The 15,481-nt window shown below is 70.9% G+C and carries 12 protein-coding genes and 1 pseudogene; 3 read left to right on the top strand and 10 right to left on the bottom strand.

All coding sequences use genetic code 11. The annotated features are described in order from the left end of the window. Positions 1-19: 19 nt before the first annotated feature. From M3Q35_RS14330 to M3Q35_RS48880, 3 genes and pseudogenes are all read right to left on the bottom strand, one after another. The gene (locus tag M3Q35_RS14330; RefSeq protein ID WP_273942237.1) at positions 20-1,264 is read right to left on the bottom strand and encodes an MFS transporter; all 1,245 of its coding nucleotides are present in this window, start codon (positions 1,262-1,264) and stop codon (positions 20-22) included. Continuing rightward, the gene (locus tag M3Q35_RS14325; protein WP_273944348.1) at positions 1,261-1,530 is read right to left on the bottom strand and encodes a cytochrome P450; all 270 of its coding nucleotides are present in this window, start codon (positions 1,528-1,530) and stop codon (positions 1,261-1,263) included. The genes M3Q35_RS14330 and M3Q35_RS14325 overlap by 4 nt, the downstream gene beginning before the upstream one ends. Further along, positions 1,521-1,880 (bottom strand): annotated as a pseudogene (locus tag M3Q35_RS48880) (cytochrome P450); the annotation flags it as partial. The pseudogene M3Q35_RS48880 and the gene M3Q35_RS14325, both read right to left, overlap by 10 nt. On the opposite strand from M3Q35_RS48880, the gene M3Q35_RS14315 reads away from it, so the two are divergent. Next, on the top strand, positions 1,879-2,316 hold the full coding sequence (locus M3Q35_RS14315; RefSeq protein ID WP_273942235.1) for a hypothetical protein: 438 nt from the start codon (positions 1,879-1,881) through the stop codon (positions 2,314-2,316). The pseudogene M3Q35_RS48880 and the gene M3Q35_RS14315 overlap by 2 nt on opposite strands. Positions 2,317-2,514: 198 nt before the next feature. On the opposite strand, the gene M3Q35_RS14310 is transcribed toward M3Q35_RS14315, so the two are convergent. From M3Q35_RS14310 to M3Q35_RS14290, 5 genes are all read right to left on the bottom strand, one after another. After that, positions 2,515-3,462: a phosphotransferase enzyme family protein gene (locus tag M3Q35_RS14310; RefSeq protein ID WP_273942234.1), complete on the bottom strand. Its 948-nt coding sequence runs from the start codon at positions 3,460-3,462 to the stop codon at positions 2,515-2,517. Between the two features lie 81 nt (positions 3,463-3,543). Then, positions 3,544-3,795, bottom strand: a complete 252-nt coding sequence (locus M3Q35_RS14305; protein ID WP_273942233.1) for a ferredoxin — start codon at positions 3,793-3,795, stop codon at positions 3,544-3,546. Positions 3,796-3,812: 17 nt separating this feature from the next. After that, the gene (ccrA, locus tag M3Q35_RS14300; RefSeq protein WP_273942232.1) at positions 3,813-5,156 is read right to left on the bottom strand and encodes a crotonyl-CoA carboxylase/reductase; all 1,344 of its coding nucleotides are present in this window, start codon (positions 5,154-5,156) and stop codon (positions 3,813-3,815) included. A gap of 32 nt (positions 5,157-5,188) precedes the next feature. Then, positions 5,189-6,868: a 3-hydroxyacyl-CoA dehydrogenase family protein gene (locus M3Q35_RS14295; protein WP_273942230.1), complete on the bottom strand. Its 1,680-nt coding sequence runs from the start codon at positions 6,866-6,868 to the stop codon at positions 5,189-5,191. A gap of 40 nt (positions 6,869-6,908) precedes the next feature. Then, the gene (locus tag M3Q35_RS14290) at positions 6,909-7,913 is read right to left on the bottom strand and encodes a 3-oxoacyl-ACP synthase III family protein (protein ID WP_273942229.1); all 1,005 of its coding nucleotides are present in this window, start codon (positions 7,911-7,913) and stop codon (positions 6,909-6,911) included. A 249-nt stretch (positions 7,914-8,162) separates the two neighbouring features. On the opposite strand from M3Q35_RS14290, the gene M3Q35_RS14285 reads away from it, so the two are divergent. Then, on the top strand, positions 8,163-9,317 hold the full coding sequence (locus M3Q35_RS14285) for a 3-deoxy-7-phosphoheptulonate synthase (RefSeq protein ID WP_273942228.1): 1,155 nt from the start codon (positions 8,163-8,165) through the stop codon (positions 9,315-9,317). Here M3Q35_RS14285 and M3Q35_RS14280 read toward each other — a convergent pair. Together M3Q35_RS14280 and M3Q35_RS14275 are read right to left on the bottom strand one after the other, a co-directional pair. Beyond that, entirely contained in the window at positions 9,301-9,585 is a 285-nt protein-coding gene (locus M3Q35_RS14280) for a LysR family transcriptional regulator (protein WP_273942227.1), read from the bottom strand. The genes M3Q35_RS14285 and M3Q35_RS14280 overlap by 17 nt on opposite strands. Then, positions 9,576-10,346, bottom strand: coding sequence for a thioesterase II family protein (locus M3Q35_RS14275; protein WP_273942226.1), 771 nt, complete (start codon positions 10,344-10,346; stop codon positions 9,576-9,578). Before M3Q35_RS14275 ends, M3Q35_RS14280 begins: the two co-directional genes overlap by 10 nt. Positions 10,347-10,491: 145 nt before the next feature. On the opposite strand from M3Q35_RS14275, the gene M3Q35_RS14270 reads away from it, so the two are divergent. Then, the gene (locus M3Q35_RS14270; RefSeq protein ID WP_420704761.1) at positions 10,492-15,477 is read left to right on the top strand and encodes a type I polyketide synthase; all 4,986 of its coding nucleotides are present in this window, start codon (positions 10,492-10,494) and stop codon (positions 15,475-15,477) included. The last annotated feature ends 4 nt before the right edge of the window (positions 15,478-15,481 follow it).

Raw genomic sequence — 15,481 nt, 5'->3', positions numbered from 1 at the left:
CCAGCCGCGGCGAGATCGCTCAGCGTACGGCCGACACGCGGTAGATCAGCAGGCCGCTGGCCACACTGACGATCCCGGCCAGTGCGAACAGGACCTGGTATCCGCCAAGGCCGCTGATGACCAGGCCGGCCAGCAGCGGTCCCACGGTCTGCGGTCCGAACAGGCCGATGTTCATGATGCCCAGGTCCCGGGCGCGGTTCTCGGCCGCGGGCAGCACGGTCGTGATGATCGCCTGGTCGACGGCCATGTAGGCGCCGACACCGAGGCCGAACAGCGACGTCGCCACCAGCGCGGTGCCCGGGCCCGGCGCGACCGCGATGACCGCGCAGCCCACCGCCTGGCCGGTCGCGCCCCACGCGACGAACGCCCGGCGCCGGTCCCACCGGTCGGACAGCGCCCCGCAGACGTAGACCGAGACGAGCGTCCATCCCAGGTAGACCATGGTCAGCAGCAACAGTTCCCGGTCCGGGTCGGGCACCCGCAGCTCGTCGGTGATGAAGTACAGCATGTAGCTGGTGGCCAATGTGTTGGCCAGGTTGATCAGCACCCGGGTGCTGAAGGTCCAGGCGAACCCCGGGTTGTCCCGGATGCTGACCGCGAGCTCGCGGAGGCCGCCGTCGCCCTCGGACCGTGTCGCGGCGGTGTCGCGCTGTTTGAGCACGAACGGCGTGACGAGCACCAGAACCGCGGCCGCGAGCAGCGCGTAGCGCGCGAAGTCGCCGGTGATCGAGGTCAGGGCGGTCAGGCCGATGACCATGCCGACCGCCTGCGGCCCGAACATCGCGCTGGACACGGTGCCGCGCTGGGACTCGGGAACCTGGTCGGCCACCAGCGCGGTGAAGGCGACCGTGGCCATGGAGAAGCCGATCGAGCACACCAGCCAGCACACGCCGATGCCGATCCAGTGCGTCTGCGGGCCGGTGGCGACCAGGCCGCCCGTGAAGAGCGCCGCGCCGCCGGCGATCCAGATCCGCCGGCGGCCGAAGGGGGACCGGGTCCGGTCGCACAGGGTGCCGAACAGCGGCAGCGTCACCAGGCCGGCGACACCGCACACGGCGTTGATGACGCCGAAGTCGGTGATCCGGCCGGCCGGATCGACCCGGGCCAGCTGGTCGGGCAACGCGAACTGCTGCGGCCCCAGGTAGGCCATCCAGAGTCCGAGCCAGGCCAGCGAGTAGCGGACGATCCAGGCCCGGGACACGGTGCGGACGGGAGGGGTCTGGGTGGCGGTGAGGGCGGTCTTCTCGGGCGGCAACGGTCTCACCAGGTGACCGGAAGGGCCTTGGCCCCCTGGACGTCGAAGGTGTTGCGGAAGACCACCTCGTCGAAGGGCACCGCCAGTCGCAGTCCGGGGATACGACGGAACAGGGTCCCGTACACCACTTCCAGCTCCATGCGGGCCAACTGCTTGCCGATGCACGTGTGGATGCCGGCCCCGAAGCCGAGGTGCTGCCGGGGGAGCGCCGGATGTCCAGGGTGTCGGGGTCGGTGAAGACCTTCTCGTCCCGGTTGCCCGCGCTGATCAGGCAGATGATGCCGTCGCCGGCCTTGATGGTCTCGCCGGCGATCTCGATGTCCGCGGCGGCAACGCGCTTGGACGCGAACTCCGTGACGACCGTGTAGCGCAGGAGCTCCTCCACCGCCGCCGGCGCGAGGTCCGGGTTGGCGATCAGCGCCGCCGCCTGCTCAGGATGCTGGAGCAGAGCCAGAATCCCGTTGGTGATCATGCTCCTCGTGGTGTCCAGCGCCGCCGCGACCAGGGTCACCGACTGGATGAGCACCGAGGGGCGCGACAGCTCGCCCTGCCGGTGGTAGCCGACCAGGGTGCTGATGATGTCGTCGCCCGGGTCGCTCTCCTTGAGCGTGATCAGGTCCTCCATGTACTTGAACAGCTCGGCCCGCGCCGCCATGGCGCCGTCCAGCCCGGAGTCCTCGTCGAACAGCCGCGGCACCAGGCTGATCAGGCGCTGGTCGGCCGGGGGAACACCCAGGATCCAGCCCAACGCGGTGGCCGGCACCGGCATGGCCAACGCCGCCACCAGGTCCACCGGCCGCGGACCGGCCATGATGTCGTCGATCAGCCCGTTGACGAGCGCTTCCAGCTCGCCCCGCATGCCCTGGATCTTCTTGACCAGGAAGCCCTGGCCCAGCATGCGTCGCATCGCGGTGTGCTCGGGCGGGTCCATCCGGCCGACCGGCGTCACGCCACCGGTCAGCACGACGGTCTTGGCCTGCTCGCTCAGCCACGGATACCCGGGCTGGGTGTTGTCGACGCTGATACGGGGGTCGGTGAAGATCGAGCGGATCTCGTCGTAGCCGGTGATCAGCCACACTTCCTTGCCGTCCCACAGCCGCGCCTTGGCGACCGGCCGCTCGGTGCGCAGCTCGGCGTACTCGGGCGGTGGGTCGAGCGGGCAGCCTTTGGCTTTCTGCATGGGAAAGGCGGGCAGGTCGGACGAGAGCTGCGACATGGCTGATCGGTCTCCTAGCGTAGGAATCACTGGCCTGGGATGCTCACTCGTACTGGCTCAGGAAGCGCTTGCCGTCCAGCTCGGCCGACGCGAGATTCCGGCGCGCCCGGTCGAGCAGGTACTCGTTGCTGAGCTCACCGACGTTGCCGATGTCGTTGCCGACCCACTCGCGCCGGGCGTAGATCCAGGCCTCCGCGGCCGCCCGGAACTTCAGCAGCGCGCCGAGGTAGCGCAGTTCCGACTCGGCCACCGGAGCCTTCGCGACGTAGCCGCGCAGCAGCGGGCCGACGTTCACCGGCTTCTCCAGATAGCTCAGCGCGGTGGCCACGTCGAACAGCAGCGGACCGTGCATGACCTCGCCCCAGTCGAACAGCCCCATCGAATCGGTCCGCACGCGGAACGTGTTCATGCTGGCGTCGGCGTGCAGCAGGCCCATCGTGACGTTGTCGGACACCGTCTCGTGCGCCTCCCGCATGGCCTCCTGGATCCACGGCTTGTCCTCGAGGAACGGCGCCGGATCGACCATCAGCACGTCCAGGTGGTGCCAGCTCATGATGTCCGGCGGGACCGGGGTGCCGACCAGTGCGGTGTGGACGGCGCCCAGCGTCTCGCCGGCCAGCCGCATGTGCACGGGATCGTTCTCGTCGGCCCGACCGCCGTCGACATAGCGCAGCAGCGCCCAGCACCAGTCGCCGTCGTACGCGGTCACCGCGCCGTCGATGGTCGGCAGCGCCGCGCCGGCGGGAATCCCGTGCTCCTCCACCACCTGCGCCACGGTCAGGCCGCTGGTGAACTTCGGACCCTGGGCGACGGGCACGCATTTGGCCACGTACCGCTCGGAGTCGGAGCCGACCAGATACGTGTACGAGTGGAAGCCGAGGTCGACCGGATCGCGGTCCCAGCTCAGGACCCGTAGATCGGCACGGCCCCACAGGAACAGCGGTACCTCGTCGGGTAGCGGCTCGGCTGGGAGAGAACTGTTGGCTGCCACTGTATTCATGCTCCGTACTCGGTGGATGAGTCTGTCTCGCCTCGACAAACGTGCCGGTCGGCCGCCGGGCCGGACAACCCCCTACGGCCCCTCAATCGGGGTCCGGCCACCCGCGCCGGCCGGCGTTTGCCGGTAGGACAACCGGATCGCGGCGGCGGGACAGCCGGCGACGGCCTCCTCGACCACGCCGACCAGGTCCGGGCCGGGGGATTCGACCAGCACGACGCCGACGCCGTCCTTGTGCCGCTGGTCGAAAACCTCGGGCGCGGTCAGGACGCACTGCCCCGAGGTGACGCACCTCGACTGGTCGAGGTGCACACGCGCGTACGCCATCGCTGTCTCCTTGCTCGTCATGCGTGGGGGCGGAAACGGTTGACACCGGCCAGATGCCGCTCGCGCAGCGCCGTGTCCCGGACGCCGAGCCCTTCGGTGGGGGCCAGGCACAGCACGCCGACCTTGCCGGCATGCTGGTTGCGGTGCACGGCTTGCGTGGCGATGCCGACGTCGGACAGCGGGTACACCGTGGACAGGGTCGGATGGATCATCCCCCGGCCGATGAGCCGGTTGGCCGCCCACGCCTCCCGGTAGTTGGCGAAGTGGCTGCCGATGATCCGTTTGAGCGACATCCACAGATAGCGGTTGTCGTACTCGTGCCGGAATCCGGTCGTCGAGGCGCAGGTGACCACGGTGCCGCCCCGCCGCGCCACGTACACGCTGGCGCCGAAGGTCTCCCGGCCGGGATGCTCGAAGACGATGTCCGCGTCCTCGCCCCCGGTCAGCTCCCGGATGTGGGAGCCGAGACGTTTCCACTCCTTGGGGTCGGGGGTCGATTCGTCCCGCCAGAAGCGGTATCCCTCCTTGGCCCGGTCGATCACGAGCTCGGCGCCGAGTGACCGCACGAGATCGGCCTTGTGCTCGCCGGACACGACGCACACCGGCGTCGCACCGCCGTTCAGCGCGAGCTGTGTGGCGTACGAGCCGAGGCCGCCGGCCGCGCCCCAGATGAGGACCACGTCGCCCTGCTTCATCTGGGCGCCGTTGCGGGAGACGAGTTGCCGGTAGGCGGTGGAGTTGACCAGGCCGGAGGCGGCGGCCTCCTCCCACGTGAGGTGCTTCGGCATCGGCATCAGCTGGTTGGACTTGACCAGGGACAGCTCGGCCAGCCCGCCGAAGTTGGTCTCGAACCCCCAGATCCGCTGCTCCGGGTCGAGCATGGTGTCGTCGTGCCCGTCCGGCGACTGGAGGTCAACGGACAGGCAGTGCGCCACGACCCGGTCGCCCGGCTGCCAGCGGTGCACGCCGGGGCCGGTGCGCAGCACGATGCCGGCCAGGTCGGAACCCACGACGTGGTACGGCTGATCGTGCCGGTCCGCGCCGGGATCGTTGGATCGCGCGTACCGCTGGAGGAAGCCGAAGGTCGGCATCGGCTCGAAGATCGAGGTCCACACGGTGTTGTAGTTGACGGAGCTGGCCATCACCGCGACGAGGACCTCGCCCGGAGCGGGCTCGGGCGTCGGCACCTCCTGTACGCGCAAGGACTTCGCGGGCTCCTTGTCCGCGGTCGCCATGCCCTGGAACATCTCCGACTCGTCCCGCAGGACGACGGCGCCGCGGTAGGACGGCGGCACCGGCAGCGCGGCGAAGTCCGCGCCGACCGCATCGTCCGACAGGGCCGCGCTGACGATGTCCCGCATGAGGTTTCCTCCAGAAGTACGGTGTTTCCGGCTCAGCGCTCGTAGGTCCGCAGTCCCTTGCCGCGCTTGCGGCCCAGGTGGCCGGCCGCCACGAGCTGTTCGAGCGGGCGTGCGGGCAGCAGGCCGGGCTCCCGGAACGTGGTGTGCAGCGTGCGCAGGATCGCCACCGACACGTCCAGGCCGATCACGTCCAGCAGTTGGAGCGGCCCCATGGGATAGCCCAGGCCCGTGGTCATCACGGTGTCGATGTCCTCGGCGGTGACGATGCCCTCGTCGAGCAGGGCCACCGCGCTGTTCAGGTACGGGAACAGCAGCGCGTTGACGATGAAACCGCTGCGGTCGTGGCAACTCACGGGACGCTTGCCGAGCGCGGTGGCCGTCGCGTGCGCCGTGCCGAGTGTCTCGGGCGAGGTCAGCGCCGTCCCTACGACCTCGACGAGCTTCATCACCGGCGCCGGGTTGAAGAAGTGCATGCCGACCACGGATTCGGGCCGGCTGGTCGCCATGGCGCAGTCGATGACCGGCAGACTCGATGTCGAGGTCGCCAGCACGGTCTGCGCCCCACAGGTGTTGTCGAGTTCCCGGAACACCGCCCGCTTGACGTCGATGTCCTCCACGACCGCCTCGATCACCAGATCACAGCCGGCGACTGCGTCCACTGTGGACGAACCGGTCAGCAATTCCATCGACGCGGCAAGCTGCTCCGGCGTCAGCCGGCCCCGCTGCACCGCCCGGTCCAGCGAGTGCTCCACGGTGGCGAGGGCCTCTTTGGCCCGGACCTCGTTGCGGGCCACGAGAATCGTCGGGTAGCCGGCCCGCGCGCAGACCTCGGCGATGCCGGTGGCCATCGTGCCCGAGCCGATCACACCGATGCTCCGCACGGGACGGGCCGTCGAAGGATGGTCATTGGTGTCAGGGGCTTCCGGGGCGGCGTAGTCGTAGAAGCCACGCCCGGTCTTCACGCCGAGCAGGCCGGCCGCGACCATGTGCGTCAGCACGGGTGCGGGCAGGAACCGCCGGTCGCCGGTGCGGTCGTACAGTGCTTCCAACGTGTCACGGGCGACGTCCAGCCCGATCGCGTCCAGATGGGCCAGCGGGCCGCGCGGCAGCCCGCAGCCCAGCCGCATGGCGGTGTCGATGCCGTCACGGGAGGCGTAGCGCTGCTCGTACATCGTCGCGGCGTCGTTGAGATAGGCCATCGTCAGGGCACCGCCGGCGAAACCGACGCGATCGGGCAACGACACCGGGACCTGACCGAGGTCTCGTACCAACGCTTCGACGTCCGTGAGCACGGCCCCGTCGGTCAGCGGCGTGCTCACGACCTCCACGGCGGTCGTCCGGTCGGACAACCCTTGCGGGAACAGGTGCAGCCCCACGGTGCGACTCGGCCGGCCCGAGCCGAAGGCGATGTCGGTCACCGCCAGTCCGGTGGTCGTCGTCGCGAAGACCGTGCCCGGGGCGCACGCCTTGTTCGCCTGACTGAGCACCTCGCACTTGGCCGTCAGCCGCTCGGGCACGGCTTCGATCACCAGGTCCGCCGAGCCGATGTCGTCCAGGCGCGCGGTGAGGTCGACCGGGCCGACGGCAGCCGGATCCGGGACGGAGGTGTCGACGGCGATCACCCGGCGGCCGCTGCGGGCGATCATGCTCGCCAGCGCCGACCCGGTCGTCCCGAGACCGATCACCGCGATGGTGGAGAAGCGCTGAGCCATGGCGTTGCGCCCTTCGAGTCGTTTCCTGGTGCGGGGGTCCTCAGCGGCCGGCCTGCCATCGGACGAGCGCCGCGCCGAACGAGATGCCGCCGCCGAAACCGGCCAGCAGCAACAGCTCCCCGTCGCGGAAGGCGCCCTGCCGGTTGGCCACGTCGAGCGCCACCGCAACGGAGGCGGCGCCCGTGTTGCCGTGCTCGGCGACCATGAGGTGCACCTGGGCGCGGGGCAGCCCGAGGCCGGGCAGCACCTTGCGCAACATCACGCCGTTGGCCTGGTGCGGAATGAAGTGATCGACCTCGGCCGGCGCCACGTCGTGGGCGTCGAGCAGCGTCCGCACCACCTTGGGCAGCTCGGACAGCACGTAGTCGCTGACCGCGCGGCCTTTCATCTGGAAGTAGTGCCGCCGGTCGGCCACGGTCTTCTCCGAGGCCGGCTCGCGGCTGCCGCCGGCCGGCACGTGGACCATGTCGTGCAGCTCGCCGTCGCTGCGCAGGTGCGCGCCGACCAGCCCGTGGCCGGGCCGCACCGGGCCCAGCACGACCGCGCCGGCGCCGTCGCCGAACAGGATGGCGGTGCGGCGGTCGGTGGGGTCGATGATGCGCGAGTAGACGTCCGCCCCGATCACCAGGCCGTACGAGTCCGCCCCGTCCGCGGCCACCAGCCGGGCCGCCGTCACCAGGGCGAACACGAAGCCGCTGCACACCGAGTTGATGTCGAAGGCGGCGGCGGCGTGCGCACCGATCTGGGCCTGGACCAGGCAGGCCGTGGCCGGCTGCGGATGGTCCGGGGTCGACGTCGCCACCACGATCCACTTCAGCTGCCCGGCGGCGATCCCGGCCGCGGCGAGCGCGGCCCGCGCCGCCGCCGCGGCCAGGTCGGACGTGGCCTCGTGCTCGGCGGCGTAACGACGGCTGCGGATATCCGTCTTGGTCTGAATCCACTCGGCGGTCACCCCCGCTCGTTCGGCGACCACCTGATTGGAGACCGTTTCAGCGGGAAGATACGAGCCGGTGCCGAGAATTCCTATCGCGGTCTGTGCTTCCATTCACCGTCACCTCTGTGGTCCAGGCATGGTGGCAAAGCTACGGACCGGAACGTGACCGGGATAACCCCTACCTTCCCCTAGCCCGCCCGTTTCGGCCGGCACTCGGCGGCACCCCCTATCCTTCCCGGCAACCCCCTGTTGTGATTGTGGGCAATTCCCGATTCGATTACGGTCGATATCACCCGTCGAGGTCGCTACGGCTGTTCTTTGTATTCCGTACCTTCTTGCCCCGACTCCCTGGAGGCTGTGGTGGCTAGCTCCGTCACACAGACACGCACGCACGCCGGACAGCAGCCCGAGTGGGACGACCCCGTCGAGGCCGAGCGGGTGCGAGGGATCCTCGCCGACCGACCACCGCTGGTCCGGGCGCAGGACGTCCGCCTGCTCGGTGACCAGCTGGCGCTGGTCGCCCGGGGGGAGGCGCACGTCATCCAGGCCGGTGACTGCGCGGAGAACCCGGACGAATGCACGGCGGACCACGTCTCACGCAAGTCGGCCCTGCTGCACCTGCTCGGCGACACCCTGTCCGCCGAAACCGGCCGGCCGGTCGTCCACGTCGGTCGCATCGCCGGCCAGTTCGCCAAGCCCCGGTCCCACCAGCACGAGTCGGTCGACGGCGTCGACCTGCCCGTCTATCGCGGACACATGATCAACTCTCCGGCCCGGGACCGCTACAGCCGGCGCCACGATTCCCTGCGGATGCTCACCGCCTACGCGACGGCCGACGCCGTCATGGGGCATCTCGGCTGGCGCGGCGGCGCAAGATCTTCGGTGTGGACCAGCCACGAAGCCCTCGTCCTTGACTACGAACTGCCCCTGGTGCGTGACGTGGGCGACGGCCGGCGGTTTCTCGGCTCCACGCACTGGCCGTGGGTCGGCAAGCGCACCAACCAGCTGGACAGTGCCCACGTCGACCTCATCGCGGACGTGATCAACCCCGTGGCCGTGAAGGTCGGTCCGGCCACCACCGCCGAGGAGATCACGGCCCTGTGCGCGCGCCTCGACCCGCGGCGTCGGCCCGGCCGCCTCACGTTCATCGCCCGTATGGGCGTCGATGCCGTGAGCTCGTGTCTTGCCCCGCTCGTCCAGGCCGTTCGCCGGGCCGGACACCCCGTGATCTGGCTGTGCGACCCCATGCACGGCAACACCGTCGTCACCCCCGACGGTCACAAGACCCGGTTGCTGCCGACCATGGCCGACGAAATCCGGGCCTTCGGCCGGGCCGTCACGTTGTCCGGTGGCATCGCCGGCGGCCTCCACCTTGAGGTCACGCCCGACAACGTCCTCGAATGTGCCCGCGACCTGAACGTCTTTGACAGCCCCGATATCCGGCGCACCACGCTGTGCGATCCCCGCCTCAACCCCGAACAGGCCGTCGCGCTCGTGTCTACGTGGCGCTCGTGACCGGCCCGGCGGCGGCCGCCCGCACCTGACCGGCGACGCGGTCCGCCGCCTCGAGCAGGCACACGCCGTCGTCGAGCAGCGCCTTCCCGGCCGCCGTCAGCGACACCGAATGGTGGTCGCGGTCGAACAGCCGCACCCCGAGCTCGCCCTCGAAGACCTTGATCTGCTGCGAGAGGCTCGACTGGGCGATGCCCAGCGTCCCGGCGGCCCGCGTGAAGTGCAGGTGCCTTGCCAGCACGACGAAGTAGCCCAGCTTCTTCAGGTCCACTGGGCCCTCGCGGCGAGTCGCCCGGCGACGAAGTCGGTGACGGCGGTGACGTTCTCGCTGATGAAGAAGTGCCCGCCGGGGAACACCCGCAGGTCGAAGGGGCCGGTGGTGTGCTCCTGCCAGGCCGCCGCCTCGTCCTCGGCCGTACGGGGGTCGTCGGCGCCGGTCAGCACGGCGACCGGGCAGCGGACGGGCGGTTCGGGCGCGAAGTGGTAGCCGCCGAGGGCCCGGTAGTCGGCGCGCAGCGGCTCCATGATCATCTGGAGCATCTCGTCGTCGCCGAGCAGCCGGGGATCGGTGCCGCTGAGCTCGCGGATCTCGGCCAGCAGGCCCTCGTTGCCGGTCAGGTCGACGTTCTCGTCCCGATGACGGGACGGGGCGCGCCGGCCGGACAGGAACAGCGCCGCCGGTGAGGTGCCGAGTTCCCGTTCGAACCGCCGGGTGACCTCGAACGCCAGCAGCGCCCCCATGCTGTGGCCGAAGAAGGCCACCGGGCGGTCCGCGAGCGGCCGCAGCCGGTCGAACAGGAGGTCGGCCAGCACCGGCAGATCGGTGACGCACGGCTCATCGCGCCGGTCCTGACGCCCCGGATACTGCAGAGCCAGGGCGTCGAACCGGTCGGACAGCGCGACGCAGAGCGGCCGGTAATAGCTGGCCGAACCGCCGGCGTGCGGAAAGTGGACGACCGGCAGCGCGCCGGCCGGCCCCGGCCGATAACGGCGGATCCACAGGTCCGAGTCGGTGACCATCTTCGCGTTCAACTCATTACCCCTGCCGCTGGTGTTCTTGGTGGTGTATTCAGACAATCGCAGTCGTCGGCGATCGATTCAAGTATGCCCGGCCGGCCCTTTTGGGGTCGGGGGGTCATAGGGGGTGCTTAGGGGATTGTTCCGCCGGCGCGTTCCGGTGAACTCTGACGTTCGGAACCGGCGGTGTCAGTGGAGAGAACGGATGGTCATGACAGGTGCGGATCGGTCGGACCAGCTGGTGGCCGCGCTCCGGAAGGTCACGCGGGACCTGCGCGATACCCGGCGGCGACTGCGGGCTGAGGAGGAACGCGACGCCGAGCCCATTGCGATTGTCGGAATGGGCTGCCGTTTTCCCGGCAACGTCGACTCGCCGGAAGCGCTCTGGGAGCTGGTGTCCGCGGGCCGCGACGCGATCGGCTCGTTTCCGGTCGACCGGGGCTGGGACCTGGACGCGCTGTTCGGTGCGGCGGCGGACGGCACACCGCCGTCGTATGTGCGTGACGGCGGATTCCTCTATGACGCCGGCCGGTTCGACGCCGCGTTCTTCGGGATTTCCCCGCGCGAGGCGGTGACGATCGATCCCCAGCAGCGGCTGCTGCTGGAGGTGGCCTGGGAAGCCGTGGAACGGGCCCGGATCTCGCCGCGGGACCTGCGCGGCAGCGACACCGGCGTCTTCGCCGGGGCCATGAACCAGGACTACGCCGTCCGGCTGCACGAGTCCGTCGAGGACTTCGAAGGCTTCCTGACTACCGGCAACACCGGCAGCGTGGTCTCCGGCCGGCTGTCCTACACGCTCGGCCTGGTCGGCCCGGCCGTCACCGTCGACACGGCCTGCTCGTCGTCGCTGGTGACCATGCACATGGCGGCCCGGTCGCTGCGCGACCGGGAATGCTCGCTGGCCCTGGCCGGTGGGGTGACGGTGATGTCGATGCCCACGACGTTCACCGAGTTCTGCCGGCAGGGCAATCTCGCCCCCGACGGCCGGGCCAAGTCCTTCGCCGCGGCCGCGGACGGCACGGCGTGGGCCGAGGGTGTCGGCGTGGTCGTGCTGGAGCGGTTGTCCGACGCCGAACGCAACGGACATCCGGTGCTGGCGTTGATCCGCGGCTCCGCGGTGAACCAGGACGGGGCGTCCAACGGCCTGTCCGCCCCGAACGGGCCGTCCCAGGAGCGGGTCATCTGGCAGGCCTTGCGCGACGCCCGGCTGACCGCCGACGAGATCGACGCCGTCGAGGCGCACGCGACCGGCACGCGGCTGGGCGATCCCATTGAGGCCCAAGCATTGTTGGCGACCTACGGTCAGGGCCGGCCGGCCGATCGGCCGTTGTGGCTGGGGTCGCTGAAGTCGAACTTCGGACACGCTCAGGCCGCCGCCGGCGTCGGTGGTGTGATCAAGATGGTGATGGCCATGCGGCACGGCGTGCTGCCGCAGACGCTGCACGTGGACAGGCCCACTCCGGAGGTGGAGTGGTCGGCCGGTGCCGTGCGGCTGCTGACCGAGCAACGTGAGTGGCCGCGTGCGGACCGGCCGCGTCGGGCGGGGGTGTCGTCGTTCGGCGTCAGCGGCACCAATGCCCACCTCATCCTCGAAGAAGTCCGGGAAGCCCCGCAGGACGACCCCGCCGCGGATCTTCGCGGAACGCTGCCGTGGGTCCTCTCGGCCCGTACGGCCGCCGCCCTGCGGGAGCAGGCCGGCAAGCTGCACCGCTACCTGACCGCGCGCCCCGAATTCGTACCGGCTCAGGTCGCCGGCTCGCTGGTGACCACCCGGAGCGCGTTCGACCAGCGGGCGGTCGTCCTCGGCGCACACCGTGACGAGCTGCTCGACGCCCTGGACAGTGCCGCCAACGGTGTGCCGGACGCGCGCGTGGTCACCGGGTCCGCCGTCCGTGGCCGGGACGTGGTCTTCGTCTTCCCCGGCCAGGGCGGCCAGTGGGCCGGCATGGCGCTGGAGCTGATGACCGAGTTCCCTGATTTCGCCAAGACCCTCAACTCCTGCGCCGAGGCCCTGGCCGACCACGTCGACTGGTCCTTGCTGGACGTCCTGCACCAGGCCGCCGGGGCGCCCGCGATGGACCGGGTCGACGTGATCCAACCCGTGCTGTTCTCGGTCACGGTCGCCCTCGCTGACCTGTGGCGTTCCCTGGGCGTCGAGCCTGCGGCCGTGGTCGGCAGCTCGCTGGGCGAGATCGCGGCCGCCTACGTGGCCGGCACGCTGTCGCTGGCCGACGCGGCCAAGGTGGCGGTGCTGCGCAGCCGGGCCCTGCTGGCCCTGTCCGGGCGCAGCGGCATGGTGTCGGTCCCGCTCGGGCGGGCGGAGGTCGAGAAGCTGCTCGCCGCCTGGCCGGACCGCCTGTTCGTCTCCGGGGTCAACAGCCCGTCCATCACCGTGGTCTCCGGCGACACCGAGGCGGTGGAGGAGCTGCTCGCCGTCTGTGCCGCGCAAGGCGTACGGGCCCGGCGGGTCGCCACCGACTGCGCTTCCCATTACCCCGCGGTCGAAGCCCTCCAGGAGCGGCTGCTGGCCGACCTGGCCGACGTCGCACCGAAGCCCGCGCGCATTGCCTTCCTGTCCACGGTCGCAGGGGAGTCGCCGGAGGCCGACACGGTCCCGGACGCCGCGTACTGGTACCGCAACACCCGCCAGACCGTGGAGTTCCAGCCGGTGATCGAGCGGCTGGCCGCCACCGGGGACAAGGTCTACCTCGAGATCAGCCCGCATCCGGTGCTGAAGATGGCGCTGTCCGAGATCCTGGAGGGCGGGGAGTCCGCCGTTCTCGGCACCTTGCGCCGCGACACCGACGAGCGGCGAGCCTTCCTCACGTCGATGGCCGAGGCCTACGTCAACGGCGTTGCCGTCGACTGGGCAGCGTTGCCCGGCCTGGCCGGCGCGCGGCAGGTCGACCTGCCCACGTATGCCTTCCAGCGCGAGCGTTACTGGCCCCGGCCGGCCGGCAACCGTGCACCGGGCGAGTCTGCTGGCCAAGGGGCCGTGGACGCTCAATTCTGGGCGGCGGTGGAGGACGGGGACCTTGGCAGCCTCGATCCGGAGGTGCGGTTCGGCGACGAGACACCACTCAAGGACGTCCTGCCGGAGTTGGCGTCCTGGCACCGGAACGAGGTCGAGAAGACCACAGTGGACGGTTGGCGGTACGTCGAGAAGTGGCGTCCGCTGGACGTGCGCGGCGCGACACCGCACGGCCGGATCCTGCTGGTTCACACCGGGAAAGACATCGCGGAATGGGTTCGGGACAGCCTGCTGGCGGCGGGCTGCACGGTCGACGACGTCCTGGTCGACACCACGGACACGCTCGCCGAACGCGTGAAACAGGCCTGCGCGGACGGGCCCGACCCGGTCGCGATCCTCTCCCTGCTGGCTTTCGACGAGCAGCCGGACGAAGCGTGTCCCTCGGTGCCTCGCGGCACGGCGGCGACCGTCGCCCTCGTCCAGGCGCTCGGCGCCGCCGGGATCACGGCGCCCCTGTGGTGCCTGACGCAAGGCGCGGTCGCGACCGGCGACCGGCTCACCAACGTCGGTCAGGCCCAGATCTGGGGCCTGGGGCGGGTGGTCGCGCTGGAGCACCCCGACCGGTGGGGTGGACTCGTCGACCTGCCGAACGTCCTCGACCCGCACGTGGGAACCCAGCTGTGCACGGCCTTGAGCGGCGCACTCACGGACGAGGACCAACTGGCGCTGCGCCCGGCCGGCATCCTCGCCCGTCGACTCGTCCCGGCCGGCCCGGCCGGCCCGGCCGCAAGGATCGCCCCCTGGCGGCCGGCCGGAACCGTCCTGATCACCGGCGGCACCGGTGCGCTGGGGGCGCATGTCGCCCGCTGGGCCGCCGATCAGGGAGCCGGCCATCTGCTGCTGACCAGCCGACGCGGACCCGAGGCGCCGGGCGTGGCCGAGCTGCGGGCGGAGCTGGCGGCGTCCGGCGCGGCGGTGACCGTCGCCGCGTGCGATGTCGCCGACCGCCGGGCCGTGCGGGAACTGCTCGACGGCATTCCGGCCGAGCATCCGTTGACGGCGGTGTTCCACGCGGCCGGCGTGCTCGACGACGGCATGGCCGACGACCTGGACATCGAAGGCCTGGACGGCGTGCTGGCACCGAAGACCCAGGGGGCGCGGGTGCTGGACGAACTCACCCGTGACGTCGAGCTGTCGGCGTTCGTGCTGTTCTCCGGCTTCGCCGCCACCGTGGGCAGCACCGGCCAGGCCGCTTACGCCGCCGCCAACGCCCACCTCGACGCCCTGGCCCAACGTCGTCGGGCCGACGGACTGCCGGCCACCTCGATCGCGTGGGGGCCGTGGACCGGCGGCGGTCTCGTGGACGAGGAGATAGAGGAGCGCCTGCGGCGGCGGGGCCTGACCGCGATGGAACCCCGGCTGGCCGTCCTGGCGCTGGCCACGGTGCTGTCCGACGGCCCCGCGAACGTGGCGGTCGTCGACGTCGACTGGCGACGGTTCCTGCCGTCGTTCACCGCGTCCCGGCCCAGCGCCCTGCTGCGGGAACTGCACCCGGTCGTGCCCGCGGATCCTGACGTTCCGTCCAGCACCGGCCCCACGCTGGCCGACCGCTTGGCCGGCATCACCGGCGCGGAGCGGGACCGGCTGCTGCTGACGACCGTCCGGACCCAGGTGGCCGTCACGCTCGGCTATGCCGGGCCCGACGCGGTGTCCCCGCGGCAGCCGTTCAAGGAGCTCGGCATCGATTCCCTCACCGCCCTCGAACTGCGCAACGGGCTCCAGGCCACGGCCGGCGTGGCGCTGCCGGCCACGCTGGTCTTCGACCATCCGACCCCGGAGGCGGTTGCCGCCCACCTGGGCCGGACCGTGCTCGGCACCGGGTCGCCCACGTCGTCCTCCTCTTCACCGAGATCGACCGCCTCGGCTCCGCGCTCGGCTCGGCCGACCTCGACGAGTCCGAACGCACCCTCATCGCCACCCGGCTGCGGTCGCTGGCGTCCCGCTGGGACGTCGGTCCGTCCGGCGGTGACGTCGCGCAGACGCTGGCCGACGCCGACAAGGCCGAGGTCTTCGCCTTCCTCGACCGAGAGCTCGGCATCTCGTAGCCCGGGAACCGGCCAGATTCCAGAGATGAGCAGGACATGCGATCCGAAGAACAACTGCTGGACTACCTGAAGCG

It is taken from the genome of Kutzneria chonburiensis (genome assembly GCF_028622115.1).
Lineage (GTDB): Bacteria > Actinomycetota > Actinomycetes > Mycobacteriales > Pseudonocardiaceae > Kutzneria > Kutzneria chonburiensis.
Note: the sequence above shows the minus strand (reverse complement) of the source record. Positions and strands in the feature narration are given on the sequence as shown.